We start from the raw sequence: 22,593 nt of genomic DNA, 5'->3' as shown, positions 1-22,593 counted from the left end.
ACCCTCTCCATTCGCGGGCGGGCACTGTTCCCGACCCGCTTGCCATGGCTCATGGTGGCACATCAGGATTCCCTCATCAATCCCCCGATCCTCTCGTCGTAGAAAGGTGGCAATGCAATGAATTCCGAGGAATCCATCCTCGAACTCCTCCAGAGAGCGCTCGTCGGGAAATTCCAGAATCCCCCGGAATCGGTCGGGGCCGACGCCGCCATGACCGATCTGCTCATCGATTCCCTCATGATCGTCGAAATGGCCATCACCATCCACGACGACTTCGCCGTCACCGTGGGCGACGACGAGCTGCGCAGGGGAACCCTGGGCGAGCTGGCAGCGCGGATCAACGAGCGGAAGGAGGCGCCGTGACCCGCGACACCACCGCGGTGGTCACTGGCCTGGGCCTGGTGACCAGCGGCGGAACCGATGTCGCGAGCACCTGGGCATCGGTGCTCGCCGGCCGCCCCACCGCCGCCCACGACCCGGAGATGCAGGGCCTGCCCGTGGACCTCAGCTGCCGGGTGACGGCACTCGACCACCCCGTCCTGTCCTGGCCGGGCTGCGCCCACCTGGACCCCTACACGCGCTTCGGCCTGGTGGCGACGGCCCAGGCCCTCGAACAGGCCGACCTGCCCGGCTCCGGCTGGGATCCGGCCCGCGTCGCCGTTGTCGGCGGCATCCTCTTCGGCGGCACCCGCGCCCAGGACACCGCAAGCGCCCGCCTGGCCGCCGACGGCCCGGACCGGGTCTCGCCGTACTTCCTCACCGGCTACATGGCCAACATGCTCGGCGCCGCCGTCTCCCTCCACTTCGGCATCACCGGGCCCGGCCTGTCCGTCACCACTGCCTGTGCCTCGGGCACGACCGCGCTCGGCGTCGCCCGGGACCTGCTCGCCCTCGACCACTGCGACATCGCGCTGGTCGTCAGCTCGGAAGCGGCTGTCAGCAGGCTGATCATGACCGGCTTCGCCCAGGTCGGAACGCTGTCCCGGCACGGATCGCACCCCTTCGACGCGGACCGGGACGGCTTCGTGATGGCCGAGGGCGCCGGGGCGCTCGTCCTGGAGCGCCCCGCCTTCGCCGCGGCCCGCGGGGCCGCGCCGCTGGCCCGCCTGATCGGCTACGGGGCGGCCACCGACGCCCACCACCTGGTCGCGCCCCAACCGGAGGGCCGCGGCCTGGAACAGGCCCTGCGCACCGCCCTGGCCGACGCCGGGGTCACCGCGGCCGACGTCGGCCACATCAACGCCCATGGCACCTCGACCAAGGCCAACGACCGGATCGAGGGCACGGCCCTGCGGCGGGTCTTCCCGCACCGGCCACCGGTCACCTCCGCCAAGGGCGCCCTCGGACACACCCTCGCCGCCGCGGGCACCATCGAAGCAGCCCTGACCGTTCTCGCTCTCAACGCGGGCAAGGTCCCTCCCACCGCCGGTCTGCGGCAGCTCGACCCCGGCATCGACCTCGACGTCGTCTCCGGCACCCCCCGGACCCTGGCCTCCGGCATCGCCCTCAGCACCTCCGCCGGCTTCGGCGGCCACAACGCCGTGGCCATCCTCGCCTCCGCCTGAATGGACGAAGGCTGCGTTGGCACGCCGCCTGCACAGCTCCCCGAAGACCCCGAAGACCGGCTACCCGCAGCGGACGTGAACCCGTGACCCGACAACCGCCCCGTCTCCCCCGCCAACTCCGATGCCAGACGGCCAATCCCTTGCCCCACACCGACACCACAACGAAGCCGCAGCCGCCGGCGTCCGCAAAGGACATCCTGCAACTCCTGGCGACCGTGCTCGCACTGATGGGCCTGCTGATCTTCGCAGTCGGCTACTGGGCACTGACTCAGTACTTCTCCGTCTTTGGCATCACGCCGGAAGAGGCCGGAATCGACAAGCAGACACTGCTCGTCCGCGTCGGCGTCCTCACCGCGGTGCTGACCTGCCTGGTGTTCCTGTCCGGGTTCTCCGCCGCTCTCCTCATGGGCCGGGTCCTCCTGCACGCCCCGCTGGCCTACCTGTGGACACGACCGACCGCACGCGGTCTGACTGTCGCCGTCCTGCTCGGCAGCCTGCTGTACTTCACCAGCGTCAGCCGTTTTCCTTCTCCGTCGGTAGCCGTCCTGACCGCAGCTTCGTGCGGCCTCATCGGCTTCGGCCCGCTGATGTACGTGCTCGGCCGCTCGCCCTCTCCCGGAGTGCTCCAGGCCCTGGCGACGGTACTGGTCCTCGCTGTCTTCACCGCGATGTGGGCAGGGCAGCAAGCCCAGGACATGGCGGTGGAGTTGCGGGATCACGGGACGATCGCCCCGATGACCGCGATGCTGGGCGCCCGCCCAGCCCTCGCGGACGCGTCCTGGACAGATCCGGAAGGTCGCCCTCGCTATGGCGCGGTGCTGTACCTCGGAGAACAAGGTGGCATCACGGCCATCCGCCCTTGCGGATTCGCCTATACCGAGCGACTCCCGAGCGCCCAGATCCGGATCGCTCTGCGCGACACAGCCGCCGCTTCGCCCGCGTGGGACTGCCATCCGTGAACCAGAGACCGTCCTGCGCCGGCACCGAGACATGGCCGCCCGCCGACACACCGCCCAGCCCAGCCCCAAGCGCGCAGGCCGGCCCCGCACCGTGCACTCGATCCGCGCCCTGGTCTGCACGGTGAACTGCTGATGCTCGGGGCGAAGGTGGCCGCATACACAGTCTGGGAGATCCTCAAGGAAGCCGGCATCGAGCCGTCCCCCGATCGCGCATCGAGCACCTGGGCGGACTTCCTGCGCTCCCAGGCCGACGCGCTCCTGGCATGCGACTTCTTCGGGACCGTCGCCCTGTCCGGCGCCCGCCATTGCGCATTCGCCGTGATCGAGCACGCCAACCGCCGAAGCCGGATCCTGGACGCCACCGAGAATCCGACCGGGCCCTGGGTGGTCCAGGCCGCGAAGAACCTCATCATGGACATCGAGGACTCCGGCTGCCGGGCCCGCTACCTGATCAGGGACCGGGACGGGAAGTTCCCCCAGCTGTTCGGCAACGTGCTCAGGGACGCGGGAATCAAGGTCGTGCTCAGCGGTGTTCGGATGCCGCAGACGAGAACTGCTGGACCGCACACTGGTCTGGGACCAGCGCCACCTCCTGCACGCCCTGCGCGAGTTCGAGACGTTCTACAACGGGCACCGGCCGCACCAGTGCATCGCCAACGCCCGCCCGCTGCACCCTGTACCGCTCGGAAAGTCATCGCTGCAGCTGAGCGCTGGTGCCCGTGGCTGTCGGCGGTGACTGGGATGCTGACGTGATGATCGTGTCGCGGCTGTACGGCGCCGCCCGCACCCTGCTGTCCATACCGGCCGTCCTGCTGCGCCGGAGCACCGCCAAGGACGCCCAACTGCTGGTACTGAGCCTGTCACCCCCGGCACCCTCCTGACCTGGCACCGCAGACTACTCGCGAAGAAATGGGACTACTCCACGCGCCGCCGACGCACCGGTCGGCCACCGACCGCGGCCGCGCTCAAACGGCTGGTGCTGCGCCTGGCGAACGAGAACCCTCAGTGGGGCCACCGCCGGATCCAGGGCGAACTCGCCCAGCTGGAGCATCCGATCGCGCCGTCCACGGTGTGGGAGATCCTCACAGCCGCCGGCCTCGACCCCGCCCCGCGCCGCACCGGACCCAGCTGGCGGGAGTTCCTGACGGCCCAGGCCGAGGGCATCATCGCCGCGGACTTCTTCCACGTCGACACCGCGCCCGGCACATGCCTGTACGCCATGGTGTTCCTCGAACACGGCACACGCCGCCTGCACATCACCGGCGTCACTGCCCACCCCACCGCAGAATGGGCTGCCCAGCAGGCGCGCAACCTCGCCACCGACCTCAGAACCCGCATGGAGTCCCTGCGGTTCGTCCTGCGCGACCGCGACACCAAATACACCAAGCCCTTCGACGACGTCTTCCAGGCCGAGGACATGAACGTCCTGCTCAGCGCCCCACGAGCACCCCGCATGAACGCCCACTGCGAACGGGTCATCAGAACCATCTGCCGCGAAGCCCTCGACCACATCCTGATCGTCAACGAAGCCCACGCCCGCCAAGTTCTCACCGAATACCAGGATCACTACAACGAGCACCGGCCACACCAAGCCCGAGCGCAACGCCCACCCAACTCCGCCGAACAACCCACCACCATCGAGGACCCAAAGAGCCGCAGGCTCCTACGCACCCGCCGCCTCGGCGGCACCATCAACGAGTACCGATACGTGGCGTGACGTGCAGCGATGACTTTTCGAGCGGTACGGGTCAAGGTCAGTTGCGGTAGGCGTCGCGGCGGTGGCGGATGGAGTGGATCTCGACGGTGCGCTTGTTCTCATTGATGCGGTAGATGACGCGGTAGGTGCCGCGGCGCGCGGAGTGGTAGCCGTCGAAGGGTTCTTCCAGGGGTTTGCCCACGCGGTGTGGATTGGCGGCGATGGCTCCCTCGATCGTCTCCATGGCAGCGAGGGCGACCTCCAACGGGAGGTCTTCGTGCAGGTTCCGGCGTGCCTGCCGTGACAGGATGACGGAGTACGGGTCGGGCGCCCCCTGCGGCCCGCTGCTCACGCCGCGCCTGTGCGGCGGCGTTCGAGCTCGGCGCGCACGTCAGCGGCGGAATAGGTGTCCTCGGCCTCGAAGTCCTCGCGCGACTGGCGCAGATCGGCCAGCGTCTCGTCGTCCGAGAGGACGTCAAGGGTCTCCTGCATGGACTCGTACTCGGCGACGGAGATCAGCATGACATCGGCGCGCCCATTACGGGTGATGGTGAAGTGGTCGTGCTCGCGGGCGACCCGGTCGGCAAGCTCCGCGATCCGGCTCTTCGCCTCGGTAATCGGAATGATCTCCATACAGGCCACTATAGCGACCGGTCAGAATTACGGCCACCAATTGCACGGCGTCCGGTCCCTGAATCGTGCATCCCCGCAGCAGGCGTCAGGTGCCATCCGGCCCCCGGATCGGCTGAACGACGGGCCCCACGGGCGCTGCCGTCACTCCCCTGTCCCGCCCGTCACGAGCGCTCTGACTAAGATGGACATTGTCCCAGGTGGAGGGCGTAATGGCGGATAAATATCCGCTCCCGCGATCCCCGCGCCTTCACCGTCCGATGCTGCGGCCATGACTTCCCTGAGCGTAGCCCCCACCCCGTTCGACGCCCGCGATCTTGGTGCGGACATCCAGTGCCGCCGCGACCGTCCCACCCCGTACCGCTCCCGACTGCGCTGGCCTGACTCCGCGACCGGTGCACGCGTGTCCGTCTCACACTCCCAGGGCAGCGCCGAGCAGGCATACGCCTGGACCGCGCTGCTCGTCGAGGCCGCGCAGGGCGGGCTGGACCCCCGGCTGGTCACCCGCTGGCTGACGATGCTGACCGAGACCACCTGCGGTGCCCTGGATCCGGCTCTGGCCGGGGCCAGCCTGGCCGAGTACGGGGACGCCAACATGGAACTGATCCTGCGCGGTCTGCAGCCCAAAAGCCACTCGGTCTACTTGGAGGGCTGGCGACTGCGGGTCGTTCCCACCCTTGGGCACCTGCCTCCGGCCCTGGTCATCCCGGGAGTCCTGGACCGGGCCGTCCACGGCTGGATCGCCGACGGTCTCTCGGCCTCCGTCATCAAGAACGCTCTCGCCATCCTGGGGCGCACCCTGGAGCAGGCCCGCCGTGACGGCCTGATCGAGGTCAACCCGACCCCGGTCAAGTGCTGGCAGAAGCAGTTCCAGCTCGCCCAGGACGAACTCGACGAACCCCGCAATCTTGCCCTGCCCGACTGGGACACGCTGCGCGAACTCGCCGAGGCCCTGGTCACAGCCTCCCACAGCCGCTACCGCGGCTGGGGTGAAGTCGTCACCGCCGCAGCCTGCACCGCGGTGCGGTCGTCCTGGGCGAGGCGCTCGCGGAAGTCGGCCAGCACGCTGTGGTGGAAGCCGGGATCGTCCAGCTCCATGGCCATGGCGTACTTGAAGTCGATGCGGCAGCGGACCGCTTCCGCTGCCTGGCGGTCCGACAGACCGAGCAGGAACTGCAGCACACAGACGGTGGCCAGTTGCGCGGGCGAGAGCCCGGGGCGCCCGTCACGCGGGTACCAGCCGGCGAAGTCCTCGTCGCACCACAGCCCGTCCAACCGGTCTCTGACCCACATCGCCGTCGTACCACCCGGGTTGCTCGCTCGCGCGATCCGCGCAGTCAGAGAAGGGACTTGCTCACCGGAACGGGGATGGAGGGACAACGAGCACCTCGGCAGCTGTATCGGTCTATGAACAGCCCCGAGCATGCCCGCCGATCAAGCAGCCGCACCGGAGAACTCCAAGATCCCCGACTGTGAGGATAGGCGAGGCACCGCTCGAGGGTCTGACCCGATCCCCGATTGACGCTTCGGCTGTCCTCACTCTGAATCGTCGACCCTCCGAGCGGTGCCATTGCGCGTACCGGCTGGCGATCGTGACCTCATAGGAGCTTGACCCCAGCGGTCCCATCACAGTCGTGTCCGTCTGCCGGCCGGTGCGCGCGAGCCCATTCGCCGCGCACGGAAGGAACTCGGACACCATGTCACAGCCCATCGCGGTGATCGGCGGGATCGACACCCACACCGACGTCCACCAGGCCGCCGTCATCGACACCATCGGCCGGCACTTGGCCACCGAGGCGTTCCCCACAATGCCTGCGGGCTACCAGTGCCTGCTGGAGTGGCTGCACTCCCACGGCCGGGTGCTCGTCGTGGGCATGGAGGGCACCGGCTCCTTCGGCGCCGAGCTCGGCCGCTACCTCCGAGCCAACCAGATCGCCGTCATCGAGGTGGACCGACCCGACCGCCGAGCCCGCCGCGCGGCAGGGAAGTCGGACTCCATCGATGCCTACGCTGCAGCAACCGCTGTACTCTCCGGTCGCGCCACGGGCATCCCGAAGCACCGTGACGGCGCTGTCGAGGCGATCCGCGCTCTTCGCATGGTACGCGCCAGCGCCGTCAAGGCCCGCACCCAGACCGTCAACCAGATCAAATCACTGATCATCAACGCGCCCACCGCGGTCCGCGAAGCGCTTCGTCGCTCGCGAGGTCTACCGCCACCTGACCAGCACATTCAGCGGCGCACCCGGTTCGTCTCCTACGGCTTGACGATCTGTAGGAGCTTCAGAGTCAAGGACCTGCCCGACGACTGGATCTTCGAGGACTCCAGGCTAGAGCTCTCCCACGGACCGGACCAAGTCCTGCTCGACTTCCTGGCACGGACGGTCCATCCCGAGGCGGCGGCCGACGTCGAAGAGGCGACGAAGCACGTTGAGGAGCTGAGCCGGCTGCTGGCGCCGGTACTCGTCAACCGGTGGACGCGGCGGGGAGACGACGGTCGATTTCGAAGGCCAGGGCCAGTTCGGCAGTCCCGCGAGGGTCGGCGAGCGAGCGTCCGGTGTGTTCCTCCAGGCGGCGCAGGCGGTGCCGGACGGTGTTGGGGTGGCAGAACAGGATGGTCGCGGCCTGATCGGCTGAGCCGCCGCAGTCGAGCCAGACCCCGAAGGTCTGCAGCAGCAGGGCGCGTTGCACGGCCGGGATTCCTTCGAGTGTGCCGAGAACGGTGCGTGCCACGCGTTGCATGATCTCCGGGGCGCTCGCGGCGGCGACGGCCAACGGGTCGTGGTCGAAGATGGTGACCCTGCTGCCGTCGAATGCGCCCAGGAGGGCGATCCGGGCGAGGCGCAGAGCGGCTGCGGTACTGCCGAGGTCGTGGTAGGGCGGGCTGATCCCGGCGTGGCTTAGGGCGCTCGACCCCAGGAGTTCGGCGAGGTCGTCCAGCCGGTGTGTGTCGCGTCGGCGGGCAGGGTCGGGCAGGTGGGCGATGCCGACCTCGACGTCGTGCAGCAGGTGCCAGGACGAGGCCATGCCGATGGTCCTGAGCAGCGGCTCCGCGTCCGTGACGGCGTGGCGGCCGATCCCGGGGACCTGCGCGGCGATGACGACGTAGGAGCCGTGCGAAGGGAGCCCGAGGAGCGTGGCGGTGTCCGCACTTCCGGTTTCGGTCAGGCGGCCTTCCAGGAGTGCCCGAATCAAGGCGGAGCGCTCCTGTTCGCGGCTGAGGCTCTGGGCGGTGAGCTCCTCGCGGTAGCCCTCGGCCATCTGCTGGGTATAGGTGTCGAGCACCATCCACATCTCGGAGGCGGCGCGCACCGTGACCTCGGCGGGTACGGCGTCGCGCGCGGCGGTTCCGGCCAGGCAGTCCCAGAGGAAGCGGGCGGCGACCCGGTAGGCCTCCATCACTGCAGCCAGTGGAACCCCGGCCCTGGCACGCAGCCTGCCGTTCTCCCGTGACTCGGGGGACGACAGCGCCGGAGTGCGACCGATCGGACCGAACACGAAGTGGATGTTGTCCAGACAGGTGCGGCGCAGTTGCTCGGTGCTGATAGCGGCTTCTGTGCGGTAGGCCGGCACAGCCGCCTGGATGCGGATGACCAGAGCATCGGCAAGCTGCTCGGCCTGGCAAAGCAGCTGCGCACCCAGCCGCTCGACCTGCGCACCGAGAGGATCTTCCCACCCTGACTGTTGCATCAGACAATCTTACTCGCTGCTCGATGCTCATAAATAGGTTCCCATTGTTCCCACAGACAATCCTGGGGGAAGTGCCGTGTCCCTGGAGACATCGACTTCGCCGCCCGTCACGGGCGAGACTCTCATGAGGGGGAGGACAGTGAGTGCGCCTTCCCAGCCGACCTCGAACGGTGGTGCAGCGATGAGTCTCAACGCTCGTGAGCAGCAGGAGATCGACCGGGCGAACGCCTCCGGACTGAAACCGGTCGTCTTCGTGCACGGACTGTGGATGCTCGCTTCCAGTTGGCAGCCGTGGCGGGCGTTCTTCGAGGAGAACGGCTACACCACGCTCGCCCCCGGATGGCCCGACGATCCCGACACCGTCGCCGAGGCTCGGGCGAACCCGGATGCCTTCGCAGGCAAGAGTGTTGGGCAGGTCGCCGACCACATGGCCGAGGCCATCACCGGCCTGCGGCAGCAGCCCGTGGTCATCGGCCACTCCTTCGGCGGCCTGATCACCCAGCAGCTGGCCGGCCGCGGGCTCGCCGCTGTGTCCGTGGCGATCGACTCCGCACCGTTTCGAGGCGTGCTGCCGCTGCCGGTATCGGCTCTGCGATCCGCACTTCCAGTCATTGGCAACCCAGCCAACTACCGGCGTGCTGTGGCACTGACCTACCGCCAGTTCCGCTACTCCTTCGCCAATGCCCTCGCCGAGAGCGAGGCCGAACGCCTCTACGAGACCTACCCGGTGGCGGGTTCCGGCATCCCGCTGTTCCAGGCCGCCACCGCGAACATCAACCCCGCCACCGAGGCCAAGGTCGACACCACCAACCCTCGGCGAGGCCCGCTGCTGCTGATCACGGGAGAGCGGGACCACATCGCCCCGCACCCGATCGCAGCCGCCTCCTATCGGAAACAGAAGCGCAACCCCGGCATCACCGAACTCCAGGAGATCCCCGGCCGCGGCCACTCGCTGGTGTTCGACAGCGGCTGGCAGGAGGTCGCGCAGATCGCATTGACCTTCGCCAAGCAGCACGCCTGACCCCCCGGCTGCTGACGAAACGCCTCGCACTGTCCTTGGCCAGTGAAGTTAGTCGATGCTGACGTCCTGACCTGGGGTGACTGGGTTCGTTGGCAGAGGACCGAACGCGGGTCGTATGTGCTGCCAATACCTGGTGACGGCGGCGAGCCTGTCCACGAACTCCGCGCGGTCCGCGGACACCGCCATGGTGCCCGGCAGCGTGAAGAACTTCGCGTCGACGGTGCGCACTCCGATGAACACACGCGATGCCTTGCCGCGCCGCCCGTTGGTGCGCGGCTCGACCGCGACGATGTCGCTCCAGGGAACGACTCTGAGGCATCCACCCCCGCGGACCTGCGCTGGGACCGACTCCACCGGATCCGCCGCGGGGAGATCCGCACCGGAACGGTCACCTCGATCGAGAGCTTCGGCGTCCTGGTGGACATCGGCGACCACACCACCGGCTCGATCAACGCCGCCGAACTCAGCTGGCAGCGCTACGACCACTACACCGACGTCGTCCAGGTCGGCCAGGAGGTCACTGTCCAGGTCCTCGACGTGGACCTGCAGCGCGAACGGGTCTCCCTCTCCCGCAAGGCGATGCAGCCGGACCCGCTGTCCCAGGTCACCAACGCACCCGGCGACCTCGTCCCCGGCCGGGTCACCAAACTCCTGCCCTTCGGCGCATTCGTCCTCCTCGGCGGCACCTTCACGGGCGCAGTGGAAGGACTCGTCCACGTCTCCGAACTGTCCCCAGCGCCCGACGGCCACCCTGCGGACGTACTCCAGGTCGGTGACGAGGTGACAGTCCGCATCCTCTCCGTCGACCGCGAACGCCGCCGGGTGTCCCTCGCCCTCGGACCAGCCTTCCGGGAGCACCAGCACCCCGCTGAGCAAGACTGCGGGGCGGGATCGCGGAAATCCGCCTGACAACGGGCGGGCGGCCGGGCAGGCTGGCAGGCATGTCCGACGAACCCGACCTTCCGCGCCCGACCGCTCCCATGGCTGAACTCTGTGCCTCGGTGCGGCTGCGTCGGCGTCCCGAGGATGTCGCCGACCTGGTCCTGGCCGTCCTGGACGGCCGGCTCTCGCATGCCGAGCGGAACCAGTTGGCAGTGGCCGCGCGGGGCTCGCTGCGCCTGGCCTGGCACGGATACACCTCGATGCTGGAGGAGTTCGCACCCGTCGTCGGCGCACAGAACCAGGTCGCAACCGTCGCGGTGCTCTTCGACGCCATCGACCGGCTCGGGGACCGAGCGGCCGACGACCCGGCCGCCGTCGAGCAGGTGATCCGCACCGCCAGCGAACAGATCGGCAAGCCCTTCGGCGGCAACGACTTCCTGACCGACCGCCTCAACCGTGAGCAGCGCGCGGCGGCCGGGCTCGGCGAGCTGTCCAAGCGCCGGTACAACAAGCGGTTCCGGCTGCTCCAGCGGCTGGAGGCCAAGTTGGCGACGATGGTGCGGGCCACCTTGGAACGCGACGCGATCATGCTCGGCAAGTCAGGGCTCGCGTCCCGGCTGGACCCGGTGCGGCTCGCCGCCGATCCGGACACCGCCTGCTTCGTCGCCTATCTGACCGCTCGCAGCAACCTGCGCAGCGAGTTCACCGTCACCGGCCAGCAGCGCCCCTACGACCAGATCGCCGACCTGTTGCTGCGCCGGCTGCGCGGGCACGCCGGTACCGACTGGTGGGCGGTCGCGCACCTGTACCCCGTGCCCGAGGTCCTGGCCCGGCTCACCGACGAACAGCGTGGCCGACTCCTCGGGCTCTGGTACAGGGAGCTCGGCAAGGCCGCCGACCTGCTGGAGCGCGCCTACCTGCGGTGCCGGATGGACCGGGAACGGATGGTCGTCCAGCGCGGGGACGACTCCTCCGCCTGGAACGCGGCCGCAGCCGCGTGGAACACCGCCCGCGCCCACTGGATCTCCGCCCTGGAAGCACTGGACGCCGCCGAGGTCCTGGACGCGGTCTGCCCCGGCAAGGTCCTCAAGCTCATGGCCGCCGACGTGGTCGCCTGGCACCTGGCCACCGGCGGCGCACTGCACCCGGACACCCCCGTCTGGGCAGAACTCCCCCTGCCCTGGCTCGTCCTGCGCGGACACGAACACTGCCACCGGGCCACAGTGGAGGCTGCCTGCGCCCGCCACGGCCGCAACCCGGTCGCCACCGGCTGGACCGCGGGCCGGCGCCCACACGGCGCCGCCCCATTCCGGCCCACCCCAGATCTGGTGCACGGCGTCACCGTCGCCGACCCGCTACTGGCACAACTCCTGCGCACCGCCGGGGTCTTCTCCGGCAAGCCGCTGCGCCCGGCCGCCGGCGAGCTGTTCGCGTCGGAATCCGGTTGACCGGCCTGGGGACGGGGCGCGAGGATCAAGGTGCTTCCGGAAGTAGCTCAGCGGTAGAGCACCCGGCTCTTATCCGGGCGGACGCAGGTTCGAGCCCTGTCTCCGGAAGCACCCCCAACACCTCACGGCCGTGGCGAAGCTCCGCGGTAGAGCACCCGGCTCGGGACCGGGAGGACGCAGGTTCGAGCCCTGCCACCACGACCGTGCCCCCACCACCTCAGGCACTCACCACCCTGACCCACGCCCCCCGTTGCCGGGGAGCAATCGCGCCGAACAGGCCCGGAGCGGCCGTTGACCTCTTTGACCATCCGTCAGGCGGACACGTGCGAGCACAAAGACCCCCTGACCCGACGACCCCCTTCGCCCTACGGTTTCGACCCGCTTCGCAGAACGAGTTACTGGCTGGTCCACAGGCGCATCCACATCCCGCACGCCCCTATGCGGACAATCCCGAAGCCGAGAGAACTCCCCGCCTCGACCCCATCGGGTGACACCGAATCAACCAGAATTGACGCTGGGAGCCCTCTGGGAGCAGAGGGCTCCCAAATGCTCCCAAAACCACTCGCGCCGAGTAGCGCCGAAAACGACTCAGGGGCCGTATCTGATGAATCAGATACGGCCCCTGGCCTGCGACTATGGACTGACGTCCGAGTCGGGACGACAGGATTTGAACCTGCGACCCCCTGACCCCCAGTCAGGTATGGGCACGAACTACAGCACATCAGTCACGTCAGGAACGTTCCAGACGTGCAAAACGGCCCATAGCGTTCCCGAGGGGGTCGTTCAGCTGGTCCCCAACTGGTCCCCAGGGCTCCGATCTGCGCCTTCGCCCCGCACCTGGTCCCCAGCTGGTCCCCAGGAAATTGCCGGAACATTGAAATGGGGACCGCCCCAAGACATCCCGAAAGATGCAGCGCTAAATATGGCAGAGACTTCCATTGTTAGCGGAATTGGTTATTTAATTCCAGTCCAGTCGAGTCTGGAATCGACGCCTGTTCCGCAATGAAGGCCCCGGGTTCCCCTGACACTGGCACATCAGCTCCAGATCGCCCGCGCTCCGGGGCGGTCTTCCCCCACCTGTAGGAACAGCGAGCCGAGCGGGCACCGGTCGCCCTACGTGATCGGCACCGGCCTGCGCCGCGGCGAAGTCCTGGGCCTGCACTGGAGCGACGTCCACCTCATGGAGCGCAGCTTCTACGTGCGCTACTCCCTGTCGGCGGTCAACAACAGCACCTACCACCTGGGCCCGCCCAAGACGAGGGCCAGCATGAGCTGGGTCGCGATGTCGCCACGCGTCCACGCCGCCCTGCTGCGCCAGGCCCACATCCAGCAGGCCCTGATGCCCCCGGGCGCCCCACTGGAGGGACTGGTCTTGTGCCACGACGGCCGGTCACCGCTGCGCCCGCAGTGGGTCCTGGACCAGCTGCGGCGCCGCACCGAGGAGATCGGCATGCACGACCTGCGCCGCACCGCCGCGACTATCATGATCAGCGAGGGCATGCCCATCGCCCTGGTCTCCAAGACCCTGCGCCACTCCACCCTGGCCACCACCCTCAACCTCTACGGGCACCTCCTCAAGTACGCCGCCCACGACACCGGCGCCGCACTCGCCAGCGCTCTGGACCGCGCCGACGCCCAGCACATTCCCGACCGCCCCGCCACCGCCTTGCGCTTCGCCGCCTGAGGCACCGGCGGATCAGCAACCTCCGACGCGAGCCACAGCAGGTGCCGGCGGGTCTCTTTGCCTACAGCGGCCGCGGGGAGACCCGCGCAGTGTCCGCTAGGGCCGACCCGGCCCTAGCGGAACATTCGTTCGATTGCCATGATGGCCTGATCGCGTGTCCGTTCGGGCTAACGCTCGTTGGGCACGGCAGACAGGGGCTCGCGAGTTCTCCCGGGCCCGTTAGGGGGACCGTCATGAGCGATCGCAGCGCCATCGAGTGGACCGAAGCGACCTGGAATCCCACCACCGGGTGCGACCAGGTCTCAGCCGGGTGCGACAACTGCTACGCGCTCACCCTGGCCAAGCGCCTGAAGTCGATGGGAGCAGCCAAGTACCAGCACGACGGCGACTCCCGTACCTCCGGTCCCGGCTTCGGCCTGGCGGTGCATCCAGACGCTCTCGATATCCCACGACGCTGGCGCACCCCGCGCACGGTGTTCGTGAACTCCATGAGCGACCTCTTCCACGCCCGGGTCCCGCTGCCGTTCGTCCGCCAGGTGTTCGACGTCATGGCGGACACCCCCCAGCACACCTACCAGCTGCTGACCAAACGATCGGTGCGCCTTCGACGCGTCGCCGGGCAACTCGACTGGCCGTCGAACCTATGGATGGGCGTATCGGTCGAGAACGCCTCCCAGCTCAGCCGAATCGAGGACCTGCGCACTGTGCCGGCAGCAGTGCGTTTCCTTTCCCTCGAACCCTTGCTCGGCCCGCTTCCCGCCCTGGACCTCGACGGCATCGGCTGGGTCATCGCCGGTGGTGAGTCCGGCCCGGGCCATCGCCCCATGGAGCAGCAATGGGTGCTCGACATCCGCGACTCCTGCGGGGAGGCCGGGATCCCGTTCTTCTTCAAGCAGTGGGGCGGCCACAAGCCGAAGGCCGGCGGACGCGACCTTCAGGGCCGCACGTGGGACCAACTCCCCGCCCGTGCAGGCCTGGCCGTGTCCTAGTCGGCCGTGCACGCACCCTGGTGCCGCCCGAGCGGCTGTGTGATCCTCGTTCCAGGCGTGTTCACAACACCGCATGGGGGGACACATGGCGGTACCAAAAGAACCTGTCTGGGACCGGGACCCGCACACCGCCGCCAAGCACGACGTGCTGCGCCGGTACCTCCAGGCATGGGCACCGATCCTGCTCTCCAGAAACGAAGCCGTCAGCTACGCCGAGGGCTTCGCCGGCCCGGGAATCTACAAGCACGGCGAGCCCGGTTCACCGGTGATCGCCCACAACGTCCTGGCTGCCGCTCTGCGCCAACGGCCGGGTAAGACCGTCAAGATGGTGCTCGTCGAGGAAGACGCCCGGCGCAAGGCGATGCTGGAGCAGCAGATCGCCCGCGCGCGCAGTACCGGCGGCCCCGAGCTGGCGCGGCTGCAGACCCGTATCGAGCGGGGAGGCTGCCATCCTGACCTGCTGGCGCACCTGGTGAACACGGGCAGCCACCTGCACCCGATGTTCGTGCTCCTCGACGGCTTTGGCGGCCCCGAGGTGCCCTTCGCTCTCCTGCGGCAGATCGCACGCCATCGCAGCAGCGAGGTGTTGATCACCTTCCAGCCCCAGTTCCTCGTCCGCTTCGCCACCGCCGACGGGATCCACCGCGAGGCCGGCAACACCTTCTTCGGCGGCTCGGACTGGCAGGGCGTGTTCAGCCAGCACAGCAGCGACAAAGCGGCCTTCCTGCGCGACCAGTACCGTCTGACCTTGCGCCGCGCCGGCTTCGACCACAGCCTGTCCTTCGAGATGGTCGACGAGAAGAGTCACCTGCTGTACCTCATCTTCGGCACCCGCCACGAGCGCGGCGTGGAGAAGATGAAGGACGCCATGTGGAAGGTCGACCCCACCACCGGCGTCCGCTACCGCGACCCCAAGGACACCGGCCAGCAGCTCCTAGATCTCGAATTCGAGCCCGACACCGCCCCCCTGCGGCGCATCCTCATCGACCACCTGCAGGCCGCAGCTGCCCCGATGAGCGTGACCTCACTTCAGCGCTTCGCCCTGCTGGAGACGGTCTACCGGCCCGGCCAGGTCATCGCCTCCCTCACCAGGATGCGCACCGACGAGTGGATCACCACCTCCCCGGGAAGGATCCTAAAGGCCTCACTGATCACACCCGTCCGCAGCGACGCTCTCTTCTGACACTCATCCGATCAGTTCGAGGACTGGGGCTCTGCCCACCTCGGAACGGCTCACGTGAACGCAGTCAGGCACCCCGGGCCGCTGTGTCGTCCGAAATCCCGTAGCCCATCACCGTTCCGACCGAGGGAACGGGGTCCAACTTGTGAGCCATCACATGGCACCCGATAAACGTCGAGTAACAACGGCAAAGCAGGTACGCCTCGGCTGCCGGTCTCCGCAAATAGTCCCAGCTCACAGCGCTATCAGTCGGCCTGGTTAACCGGATGTGTCACTCATGCGCCATCACGTCGTGGTCGCGTGATGACCGCTTTCCCCAAGAGCCGGCGCGATGACCACGACCACGTCGAGGGTGCGGGGGCCATGGACGCCTTCCACGCGGTCCAGTTCGATGTCGCTGGTCGCGGAGGGGCCGGAAATCCAGGTCTGGGGCCGGAGCGGGTCGAGGCGAGGCAGGGCCCGGGGCACGGAGGCGACGATCTGATCCGCCGCCACGACACAGATGTGGTGATCGGGAACGAGGGTGAGAGCACGGCGCCCCTGGTTGGGGCCGGCGTCGAGCACAATGGTGCCGGTCTCGGCGATGGCAAGCGCACACCCGGTGACCACGGCGTCGATGTCGTCGAGGTGTTCCGCGGTGAGCGTGGCGTTGTCCGAAACCAACGCGCTGTCCACATCGCGGAGCCAGCTCCGGTCCAGCCCGGCGGGGACGACCACGCTGCGGGCGTTTCTGGCGGCCAGCAGTCGGGCGAGGGTGGCCGGGAGCTCGGCGGGCGTGGTGCGGTGGACGTGGGCTCGGTAATCGACGAGGTTCTCGTGGAGTAGATCGAGCAGCACGGTCGGTTCGTCCGCGACGTGACAGCTGCGGTAGTCGCGCGGGTTGGCCGACTCGCGTGCCGGGACGTCGCGAAGTGCTGCGCGGACCCGCGCGAGGGTCGTTTCGCGGGAGTTCATCGGCCCTCCTTGGGGCTGCGGTTCTTCTTCCACCAGTCGCGGAAGGGTTCTGCGGGCATCTCGGGTAGGTCGCGAGTCTCGGTCCAGGGGCCGATGCCGGGACCGGGGCTCTTCTGGGGGTGCAGTTTGCGGGTCTTGGAGGCGGCGCGTTCGCCGGCGGCGAGGACGGCGGGGTGGCCCAGGATCCACCCGGCCGCCCGGATAGCAGCCGCCTCCAGGCGGTGGCCTTTACCGCCCTGGTCGGCGACCTGTTCACGTAGGTGGACCAGGACTTCGGGGATGTCGATGGCGACCGGGCAGACCTCGTAGCAGGCTCCACAGAGGGATGAGGCGTAGGGCAGGGAGGCGTCGACCTCGCTTTGGATGCCGCGGAGCTGGGGTGTGAGGATCGCGCCGATGGGGCCTGGATAGGGCGAGCCGTAGGCGTGGCCGCCGGCGCGCTCGTAGACGGGACAGACGTTCAGGCACGCCGAACAACGGATGCACCGCAGTGCCTGGCGGCCGACCTCGTCGGCCAGGGTTGCGGTCCGGCCGTTGTCGAGCAGGACCAGGTGGAACTCGGCGGGGCCGTCGCCGCCAGTCGTACCGGTCCAGGTGGAGGTGTAGGGGTTCATCCGCTCGGCGGTGGAGGAGCGGGGCAGGAGTTGGAGGAAGACTCCGAGGTCCTGCCAGGTGGGGATGACCTTCTCGATGCCGACGACAGAGATGAGGGTCTCCGGGAGGGTGAGGCACATGCGGCCGTTGCCCTCGGATTCGACGACGACCAGGGTGCCGGTCTCGGCGACCATGAAGTTGGCTCCGGAGACGGCGACCTTGGCGCGCAGGAACTTCTCGCGCAGGTGCAGGCGGGCTGCCTCGGCCAGATCGGCGGGATTGTCGGACAGGCCGTCGGGGGCGGGGCGGCCCCAGCGGCCCATGGCCTCGATGAAGATGTCGCGGATCTCACTGCGGTTCTTGTGAATCGCCGGTACCAAGATGTGGGAAGGCAGGTCGTCGCCGAGTTGGACGATCAACTCGGCCAGGTCGGTCTCGTAGGCGGTGATGCCCTCAGCTGCCAACGCCTCATTGAGGCCGATCTCCTGGGTGGCCATCGACTTGACCTTGACGACCTCGGTCTCGCCCTTGGCCTTGACCAGGTCGGCGACGATGCGGTTCGCCTCGGCGGCGTCGGTGGCCCAGTGGACCACTCCCCCGGCGGCGGTCACCTGGGTCTCCAGTTGGAGCAGGTAGCGGTCCAGGTGGTGCAGCGTCTGGTCCTTGATGTCCTTGCCGGCCTCGCGCAGTTGTGCCCAGTCGTCCAGTTCGGCGACGGCCTTGGCGCGTTTGTCGCGGATGGTGTGGGTGGCGTGGGTGAGGTTGGCGCGTAGCTGCGTGTCTTTGGTGGAGGCTCGGACGGCCGTGGGGAAGGCGGGCATGCCCAGGTAGGTGCCGCTCATGTGTGGGCCTCCGCTTGGGTCGTGGCCAGGATCTCGGCGATGTGCAGGGGGCGGATCGGCGAGTCCTGGCGTCGGAGCATTCCTCCCAGGTGCATCAGGCAGGAGTTGTCCGCTCCGCACAGCACCTCGGCTCCGGTGGAGACGGCGTTGCGGATCTTGTCGGTGCCCATGGCGGCGGACACGTCGGGGTTCTTGACGGCGAAGGTGCCGCCGAAGCCGCAGCACTCGTCCGCTCCGGGCAGTTCGACCAGTTCCAGGCCCTTGACTGCCTCCAGCAAGCGGCGCGGGCGGTCCCCCAGGCCGAGCGTGCGCAGGCCGTGGCAGGACGGGTGGTAGGTGACGGTGTGCGGGTAGTAGGCGCCCACGTCGGTCACCCCGAGTACGTCCACCAGGAACTCGGTCAGCTCGACGGTCCGCGGTGTGAGTGATTCGGCGACCTCGGTGAGTTCGCTCCCCCGGCCCTCCGTGCGTGCTTTCGTGCCGATCCGCAGGTAGTTGTCGCGGACCATCGCCACGCAGGAGCCGGACGGCGAGACGACGTAGTCGTAGCCCGCGAACGCGCGTCCCATCCGGCGCACCAGCGGCTCGGTCTCGCGGCGGTAGCCGGTGTTGTACTGCGGCTGGCCGCAACAGGTCTGCTCGGCGGGGAAGTCGACCTCGATGCCCAGGCGTTCCAGCAGTGTGACGGTGGCGATGGCCGTAGTGGGATAGACCGCGTCGTTGACGCAGGTGGCGAACAGTGCGACGCGCATCAATACTCCTTCCTCGTGCGGTTCGTCTTGTTCTGGGAGATCACGACAGGCCGACCCGGCTCGCCGCCGCGGCCCATGCCTGCTGCCCACCGCGGGGGGTGTAGTGCCGCACGTGCTGGGTCTGGGCCACAAGGCGACGCATGTCCGTGCGGTCGCGGACCAGTCCGTGGGCGCGTGCTTGCACCAGCACGTTGCCGAGCGCGGTGGCTTCCGTGGGGCCCGCCAGTACTGGCAGGCCGGTGGCGTCGGCGGTGAGTTGGCACAGCAGGTCGTTGCGGCTGCCGCCGCCGACCAGGTGGACGACCTTGATGTCGCGTCCGGCCAGGTCGGCGGCCTGGCGCAGGGTGTGCCTGTGGGCCAGGGCCAGGCTCTCCAGGATGCATCGGACGACTGCGCCCTGGCTGTCGGGCAGGTTCTGCCCGGTGCGGGCGCAGTAGGCGGCGAGGCGGGCCGGCATGTCGCCGGGGGCGAGGAACTCGGGTGCGTCGGGGTCGACGACGGCGGCGAAGGGCTTCGCTTGGGCGGCCTGTGCGAGCAGTACCGGAAGCTGTGTGGGCAGACCCTTGGTCTCCCAGGCGCGCTGGCTCTCGCTCAGCAGCCACAGCCCCATGATGTTGCGCAGGTAGCGGACGGTGTTGTCGATGCCGAGTTCGTTGGTGAAGTTCGCTGTCCGGGAGGCGTCGGTCAGGACGGGGGCGTCGAGTTCCAGGCCGGCCAGTGACCAGGTGCCGCAGGAGATGTAGGCGAAGTCGTCGCCGGTGGCGGGGACGGCTGCGACAGCGGATGCGGTGTCGTGTGAGGCGACGGCGGTGATCGGTGTCGCCTCGGGCAGACCTGTGTGGTCGGCCGGGTGGGGCAGCAGTGTTCCGATGCGATCCCCGGGCCGGCGCAGCGGTGGGAGCAGGCCTGGGTCCAGGCCGAGGGCTGCGAGGACCGGTTTGGACCAGGTGCCGGTGCGTGAGTCGTACAGGCCGGTGGTGGAGGCGTTGGTGATCTCCGCGCCGATGCTGCCGGTCAGCCAGTGGGCGAGCAGGTCCGGGATCAGCAGGAGCGTGCGGGCCGCTGCCAGCTGCGATGTTTCGGAGGCGGCCGCGAGTTGGTAGACGGTGTTGAAGTCCAGGTGCTGCAGTCCGGTGATCCGATACAGGTCCGCGGCCGGGATCCGCGCCCAGACATCCTCAACCGCCGCGCGGGTCCGCGGGTCACGGTAGTGGTACGGGTTGGCCAGCAGGGCACCGTGGGCGTCGAGCAGGCCGTAGTCCACGGCCCAGCTGTCGATGCCGATCGAGGCGATCTCCGCGGTGCGGGCTGCCTCGCGAAGCCCGTCGAGAACGCCCTGGTAGAGGCGGAGGATGTCCCAGTGCAGTCCGGTGGGCAGCTGGACCGGGGTGTTGGGGAAGCGGTGGACCTCGGTCAGGTCGAGGTTGTTTCGTCCGACGCGGCCGACGATGACCCGGCCGCTGGTCGCGCCGAGGTCGGCGGCGGCGAAGGCCGTCGGGAAGGCGGAGGAGGCTGCGGGGGTCACGGTGTCTGCCCTTGTCGTACGGATGGGATGCGGGAGGAAAAGGAACCGGTGGCGCGCACATCTGGTGAGCGGATACGGCGCACGCCACCGGTCCGGTCGGTGGGCGGGTCAGCGCAGGAAGGCTGCGGCGACGCCGGCGTCGACGGGAACATGTAGGCCGGTGGTGTGCGTCAACTCGCCGCCGGTCAGGGCGAAGACCGCGTTCGCGACGTGCTCGGGCAGGACCTCGCGCTTGAGCAGGGTCCGCTGGGCGTAGTAGGCGCCGAGGTTCTCCTCCTCGACGCCGTAGACCGCGGCGCGCTTGGCGCCCCAGCCGCCCGCGAAGATCCCGGATCCGCGGACCACGCCGTCGGGGTTGATGCCGTTGACGCGGATTCCGTGCTCGCCGAGTTCGGCGGCCAGCAGCCGGACCTGGTGGGCCTGGTCGGCCTTGGTTGCGGAGTAGGCGATGTTGTTGGGGCCGGCGAAGACGGCGTTCTTAGATGCGATGTAGACGATGTCGCCGCCGAGTTGCTGCTCGATCATGATCCGGGCGGCCTCGCGGGAGACCAGGAAGGAGCCGCGGGCCATGATGTCGTGCTGCAGGTCCCAGTCTTTCGCCGTGGTCTCCAGCAGCGGCTTGGAGATGGAGATCCCGGCGTTGTTCACCACCAGGTCCACGCCGCCGAACGCGAGCGCGGCAGCTTTGAATGCCTCGGCGATCTGCTCCTCGCTGGTCACGTCGACGGTGACGGCCACCGCCTTGTCCGCCCCACCCAGCTCCTCCGCCACGGCGGTGGCGTTGTCGCCGTTGAGGTCGGCGACGACGACGCAGGCGCCCTCGGCGACCAGTCGCTGCGCGATCGCCTTCCCGATTCCGGAACCGGCGCCGGTGACCAGTGCCACCCGTGTGGCCAGCGGCTTCGGCTTGGGCATCCGGGCGAGCTTGGCCTCCTCAAGGGCCCAGTACTCGATGCGGAACTTCTCCGACTCCTCGATCGGCGCGTAGGAGGAGACGGACTCCGCGCCGCGCATCACGTTGATCGCGTTGAGGTAGAACTCCCCGGCCACCCGGGCGGTCTGCTTGTCCTTGCCGAAGGAGAACATGCCCACGCCCGGCACCAGCACGATGGCCGGGTCCGCGCCGCGGATCGCGGGTGAGTCGGGGGTGGCGTGGCGGTCGTAGTAGGCCTGGTACTCGGCCCGGTACGCGGCGTGGAGCTGTCGAAGGCGCTCGCCCAGCTCGTCCAGCGGTGCGTCGGCGGGCAGGTCCAGCACGAGTGGGCGGATCTTGGTGCGCAGGAAGTGGTCCGGGCAGGAGGTGCCCAGCGCGGCCAGGCGCGGGTGCTGGGTCCGGGAGAGGAACTCCAATACAGGTGCGGCGTCGGTGAAGTGACCGACCTGGGGGTGGTCGGTGGATGCCAGCCCGCGGATCAGCGGGGCGAGCGCGGCCGCGCGCTCACGGCGTTCCGCCTCGGGCAGCGCCTCGTACCCGGGCAGCACAGGCCCGAAGGGATCCGGCTTGCCGTGTTCGGCGAGGCTCTGTTCTTTCAAGAACTGTTCCGCCGCGCGGATGATGTGCAGGGAGTTGGCCTCGACCTCCTCGCTGGTCGCGCCCCAGGCGGTGATGCCGTGCCCGCCCAGGATGCAGCCGATCGCCTGCGGGTTCGCGGCCTTGATCGCGGCGATGTCCAGGCCCAGCTGGAAGCCGGGCCTGCGCCACGGCACCCAGGCAACGGAGTCGCCGAAGCACTGCGCGGTCAGCTTCTCGCCGTCCGCCGCCGTGGCCAGCGCGATGCCCGAGTCCGGATGCAGGTGGTCAACGTGCGCGGCGTCGACCAGGCCGTGCATGGCGGTGTCGATGGACGGCGCCGCTCCCCCGCGCCCGTGCAGGCAGTAGTCGAACGCGGCGACCATCTCGTCCTCGCGCTCCACCCCCGGATAGACCTGCGCCAGCGCGCGCATCCGGTCCAGTCGCAGCACGGCCAGCCCGGCCTCGGTGAGCGTACCCAGGTCGCCGCCGGAGCCCTTGACCCACAGCAGTTCGATGTCCTGGCCGGTCGCGGGATCGACAGCGGTGCCCTTGGCGGAGGTGTTGCCGCCGGCGTAGTTGGTATTGCGCGGGTCGGAGCCCAGTCGGTTCGAGCGAGCGAGCAGCCCGGCGACCTCGGAATGATGGGGAGTGGCAGTCATGGGAGCGTTTCCT

The 22,593-nt window shown here is 68.9% G+C and carries 18 protein-coding genes, 3 tRNA genes and 3 pseudogenes; 14 read left to right on the top strand and 10 right to left on the bottom strand.

The features are described 5' to 3' along the window. The first annotated feature begins 117 nt into the window (after positions 1-117). The 5 genes and pseudogenes from BS75_RS32495 (at position 118) to BS75_RS43595 (ending at position 4,241) form a co-directional block, all read left to right on the top strand. Positions 118-363 (top strand): acyl carrier protein, encoded by a 246-nt coding sequence (locus BS75_RS32495; protein ID WP_034090792.1) that lies wholly within the window; start codon positions 118-120, stop codon positions 361-363. Next, positions 360-1,565, top strand: coding sequence for a beta-ketoacyl-[acyl-carrier-protein] synthase family protein (locus BS75_RS32490; protein WP_034090791.1), 1,206 nt, complete (start codon positions 360-362; stop codon positions 1,563-1,565). Before BS75_RS32495 ends, BS75_RS32490 begins: the two co-directional genes overlap by 4 nt. 140 nt (positions 1,566-1,705) lie before the next feature. After that, positions 1,706-2,524 (top strand): hypothetical protein, encoded by an 819-nt coding sequence (locus BS75_RS32485; RefSeq protein ID WP_081982817.1) that lies wholly within the window; start codon positions 1,706-1,708, stop codon positions 2,522-2,524. Then, positions 2,439-3,260, top strand: a pseudogene (locus tag BS75_RS50870) (integrase). The gene BS75_RS32485 and the pseudogene BS75_RS50870 overlap by 86 nt, the downstream one beginning before the upstream one ends. A gap of 16 nt (positions 3,261-3,276) precedes the next feature. Further along, positions 3,277-4,241, top strand: a pseudogene (locus tag BS75_RS43595) (integrase core domain-containing protein). Positions 4,242-4,278: 37 nt separating this feature from the next. On the opposite strand, the gene BS75_RS49590 reads toward BS75_RS43595, so the two are convergent. From BS75_RS49590 to BS75_RS47145, 3 genes are all read right to left on the bottom strand, one after another. Continuing rightward, positions 4,279-4,464 (bottom strand): type II toxin-antitoxin system RelE family toxin, encoded by a 186-nt coding sequence (locus BS75_RS49590; protein WP_197091977.1) that lies wholly within the window; start codon positions 4,462-4,464, stop codon positions 4,279-4,281. Between the two features lie 104 nt (positions 4,465-4,568). After that, positions 4,569-4,853 (bottom strand): type II toxin-antitoxin system Phd/YefM family antitoxin, encoded by a 285-nt coding sequence (locus BS75_RS32465; protein WP_034090788.1) that lies wholly within the window; start codon positions 4,851-4,853, stop codon positions 4,569-4,571. 972 nt (positions 4,854-5,825) lie between these two features. Then, a complete protein-coding gene (locus tag BS75_RS47145; RefSeq protein ID WP_231607954.1) occupies positions 5,826-6,143 on the bottom strand; it encodes a transposase in 318 nt (105 codons plus the stop codon). A 404-nt stretch (positions 6,144-6,547) separates the two neighbouring features. Between BS75_RS47145 and BS75_RS52335 the strand changes: the two are divergent. Continuing rightward, positions 6,548-7,294: pseudogene (locus BS75_RS52335) on the top strand (IS110 family transposase); the annotation flags it as partial. 19 nt (positions 7,295-7,313) lie between these two features. Here BS75_RS52335 and BS75_RS32455 read toward each other — a convergent pair. After that, a complete protein-coding gene (locus tag BS75_RS32455; protein WP_081982813.1) occupies positions 7,314-8,537 on the bottom strand; it encodes a PucR family transcriptional regulator in 1,224 nt (407 codons plus the stop codon). 181 nt (positions 8,538-8,718) lie between these two features. Here BS75_RS32455 and BS75_RS32450 point away from each other — a divergent pair, with 181 nt between their 5' ends. The 5 genes from BS75_RS32450 (at position 8,719) to BS75_RS32430 (ending at position 12,089) form a co-directional block, all read left to right on the top strand. Continuing rightward, the gene (locus tag BS75_RS32450) at positions 8,719-9,558 is read left to right on the top strand and encodes an alpha/beta hydrolase (protein WP_034090787.1); all 840 of its coding nucleotides are present in this window, start codon (positions 8,719-8,721) and stop codon (positions 9,556-9,558) included. Between the two features lie 42 nt (positions 9,559-9,600). Beyond that, the gene (locus BS75_RS51690; protein ID WP_081982811.1) at positions 9,601-10,467 is read left to right on the top strand and encodes a S1 RNA-binding domain-containing protein; all 867 of its coding nucleotides are present in this window, start codon (positions 9,601-9,603) and stop codon (positions 10,465-10,467) included. 32 nt (positions 10,468-10,499) lie between these two features. After that, entirely contained in the window at positions 10,500-11,888 is a 1,389-nt protein-coding gene (locus BS75_RS32440; protein WP_052069921.1) for a hypothetical protein, read from the top strand. Positions 11,889-11,923: 35 nt separating this feature from the next. Next, positions 11,924-11,996: transfer RNA gene (locus tag BS75_RS32435), tRNA-Lys, on the top strand. Between the two features lie 21 nt (positions 11,997-12,017). Beyond that, a tRNA-Pro gene (locus tag BS75_RS32430) sits at positions 12,018-12,089 on the top strand. Positions 12,090-12,541: 452 nt separating this feature from the next. Here the strand turns inward: BS75_RS32430 and BS75_RS32425 are convergent. Further along, positions 12,542-12,617 (bottom strand) — tRNA-Pro (locus BS75_RS32425). Between the two features lie 388 nt (positions 12,618-13,005). Between BS75_RS32425 and BS75_RS32420 the strand changes: the two genes are divergently transcribed. From BS75_RS32420 to BS75_RS32410, 3 genes are all read left to right on the top strand, one after another. After that, entirely contained in the window at positions 13,006-13,572 is a 567-nt protein-coding gene (locus BS75_RS32420) for a site-specific integrase (protein ID WP_052069919.1), read from the top strand. A gap of 233 nt (positions 13,573-13,805) precedes the next feature. Continuing rightward, on the top strand, positions 13,806-14,561 hold the full coding sequence (locus BS75_RS32415; protein WP_034090785.1) for a DUF5131 family protein: 756 nt from the start codon (positions 13,806-13,808) through the stop codon (positions 14,559-14,561). A gap of 85 nt (positions 14,562-14,646) precedes the next feature. Next, entirely contained in the window at positions 14,647-15,744 is a 1,098-nt protein-coding gene (locus BS75_RS32410; protein ID WP_034090784.1) for a three-Cys-motif partner protein TcmP, read from the top strand. Positions 15,745-16,026: 282 nt separating this feature from the next. Here the strand turns inward: BS75_RS32410 and BS75_RS32405 are convergent, their stop codons facing one another. From BS75_RS32405 to BS75_RS32385, 5 genes are all read right to left on the bottom strand, one after another. Further along, positions 16,027-16,695 (bottom strand): LutC/YkgG family protein, encoded by a 669-nt coding sequence (locus tag BS75_RS32405; protein ID WP_042439977.1) that lies wholly within the window; start codon positions 16,693-16,695, stop codon positions 16,027-16,029. Then, positions 16,692-18,131, bottom strand: a complete 1,440-nt coding sequence (locus BS75_RS32400) for a lactate utilization protein B (RefSeq protein ID WP_034090783.1) — start codon at positions 18,129-18,131, stop codon at positions 16,692-16,694. The genes BS75_RS32405 and BS75_RS32400 overlap by 4 nt, the downstream gene beginning before the upstream one ends. Next, complete coding sequence (locus BS75_RS32395; RefSeq protein WP_034090782.1) at positions 18,128-18,883, bottom strand: (Fe-S)-binding protein; 756 nt, start codon at positions 18,881-18,883, stop codon at positions 18,128-18,130. The genes BS75_RS32400 and BS75_RS32395 overlap by 4 nt, the downstream gene beginning before the upstream one ends. A 40-nt stretch (positions 18,884-18,923) precedes the next feature. Continuing rightward, positions 18,924-20,408: a rhamnulokinase gene (locus BS75_RS32390; RefSeq protein ID WP_034090781.1), complete on the bottom strand. Its 1,485-nt coding sequence runs from the start codon at positions 20,406-20,408 to the stop codon at positions 18,924-18,926. 108 nt (positions 20,409-20,516) lie between these two features. Beyond that, positions 20,517-22,580: a bifunctional rhamnulose-1-phosphate aldolase/short-chain dehydrogenase gene (locus BS75_RS32385; RefSeq protein ID WP_034090780.1), complete on the bottom strand. Its 2,064-nt coding sequence runs from the start codon at positions 22,578-22,580 to the stop codon at positions 20,517-20,519. Positions 22,581-22,593 lie beyond the last annotated feature (13 nt).

Source organism: Streptacidiphilus albus JL83, from assembly GCF_000744705.1.
Taxonomy (GTDB): Bacteria; Actinomycetota; Actinomycetes; order Streptomycetales; family Streptomycetaceae; genus Streptacidiphilus; species Streptacidiphilus albus.
The sequence above is the reverse complement of the archived record's forward strand: the minus strand, read 5'-3'. Positions and strand labels throughout refer to the sequence as shown.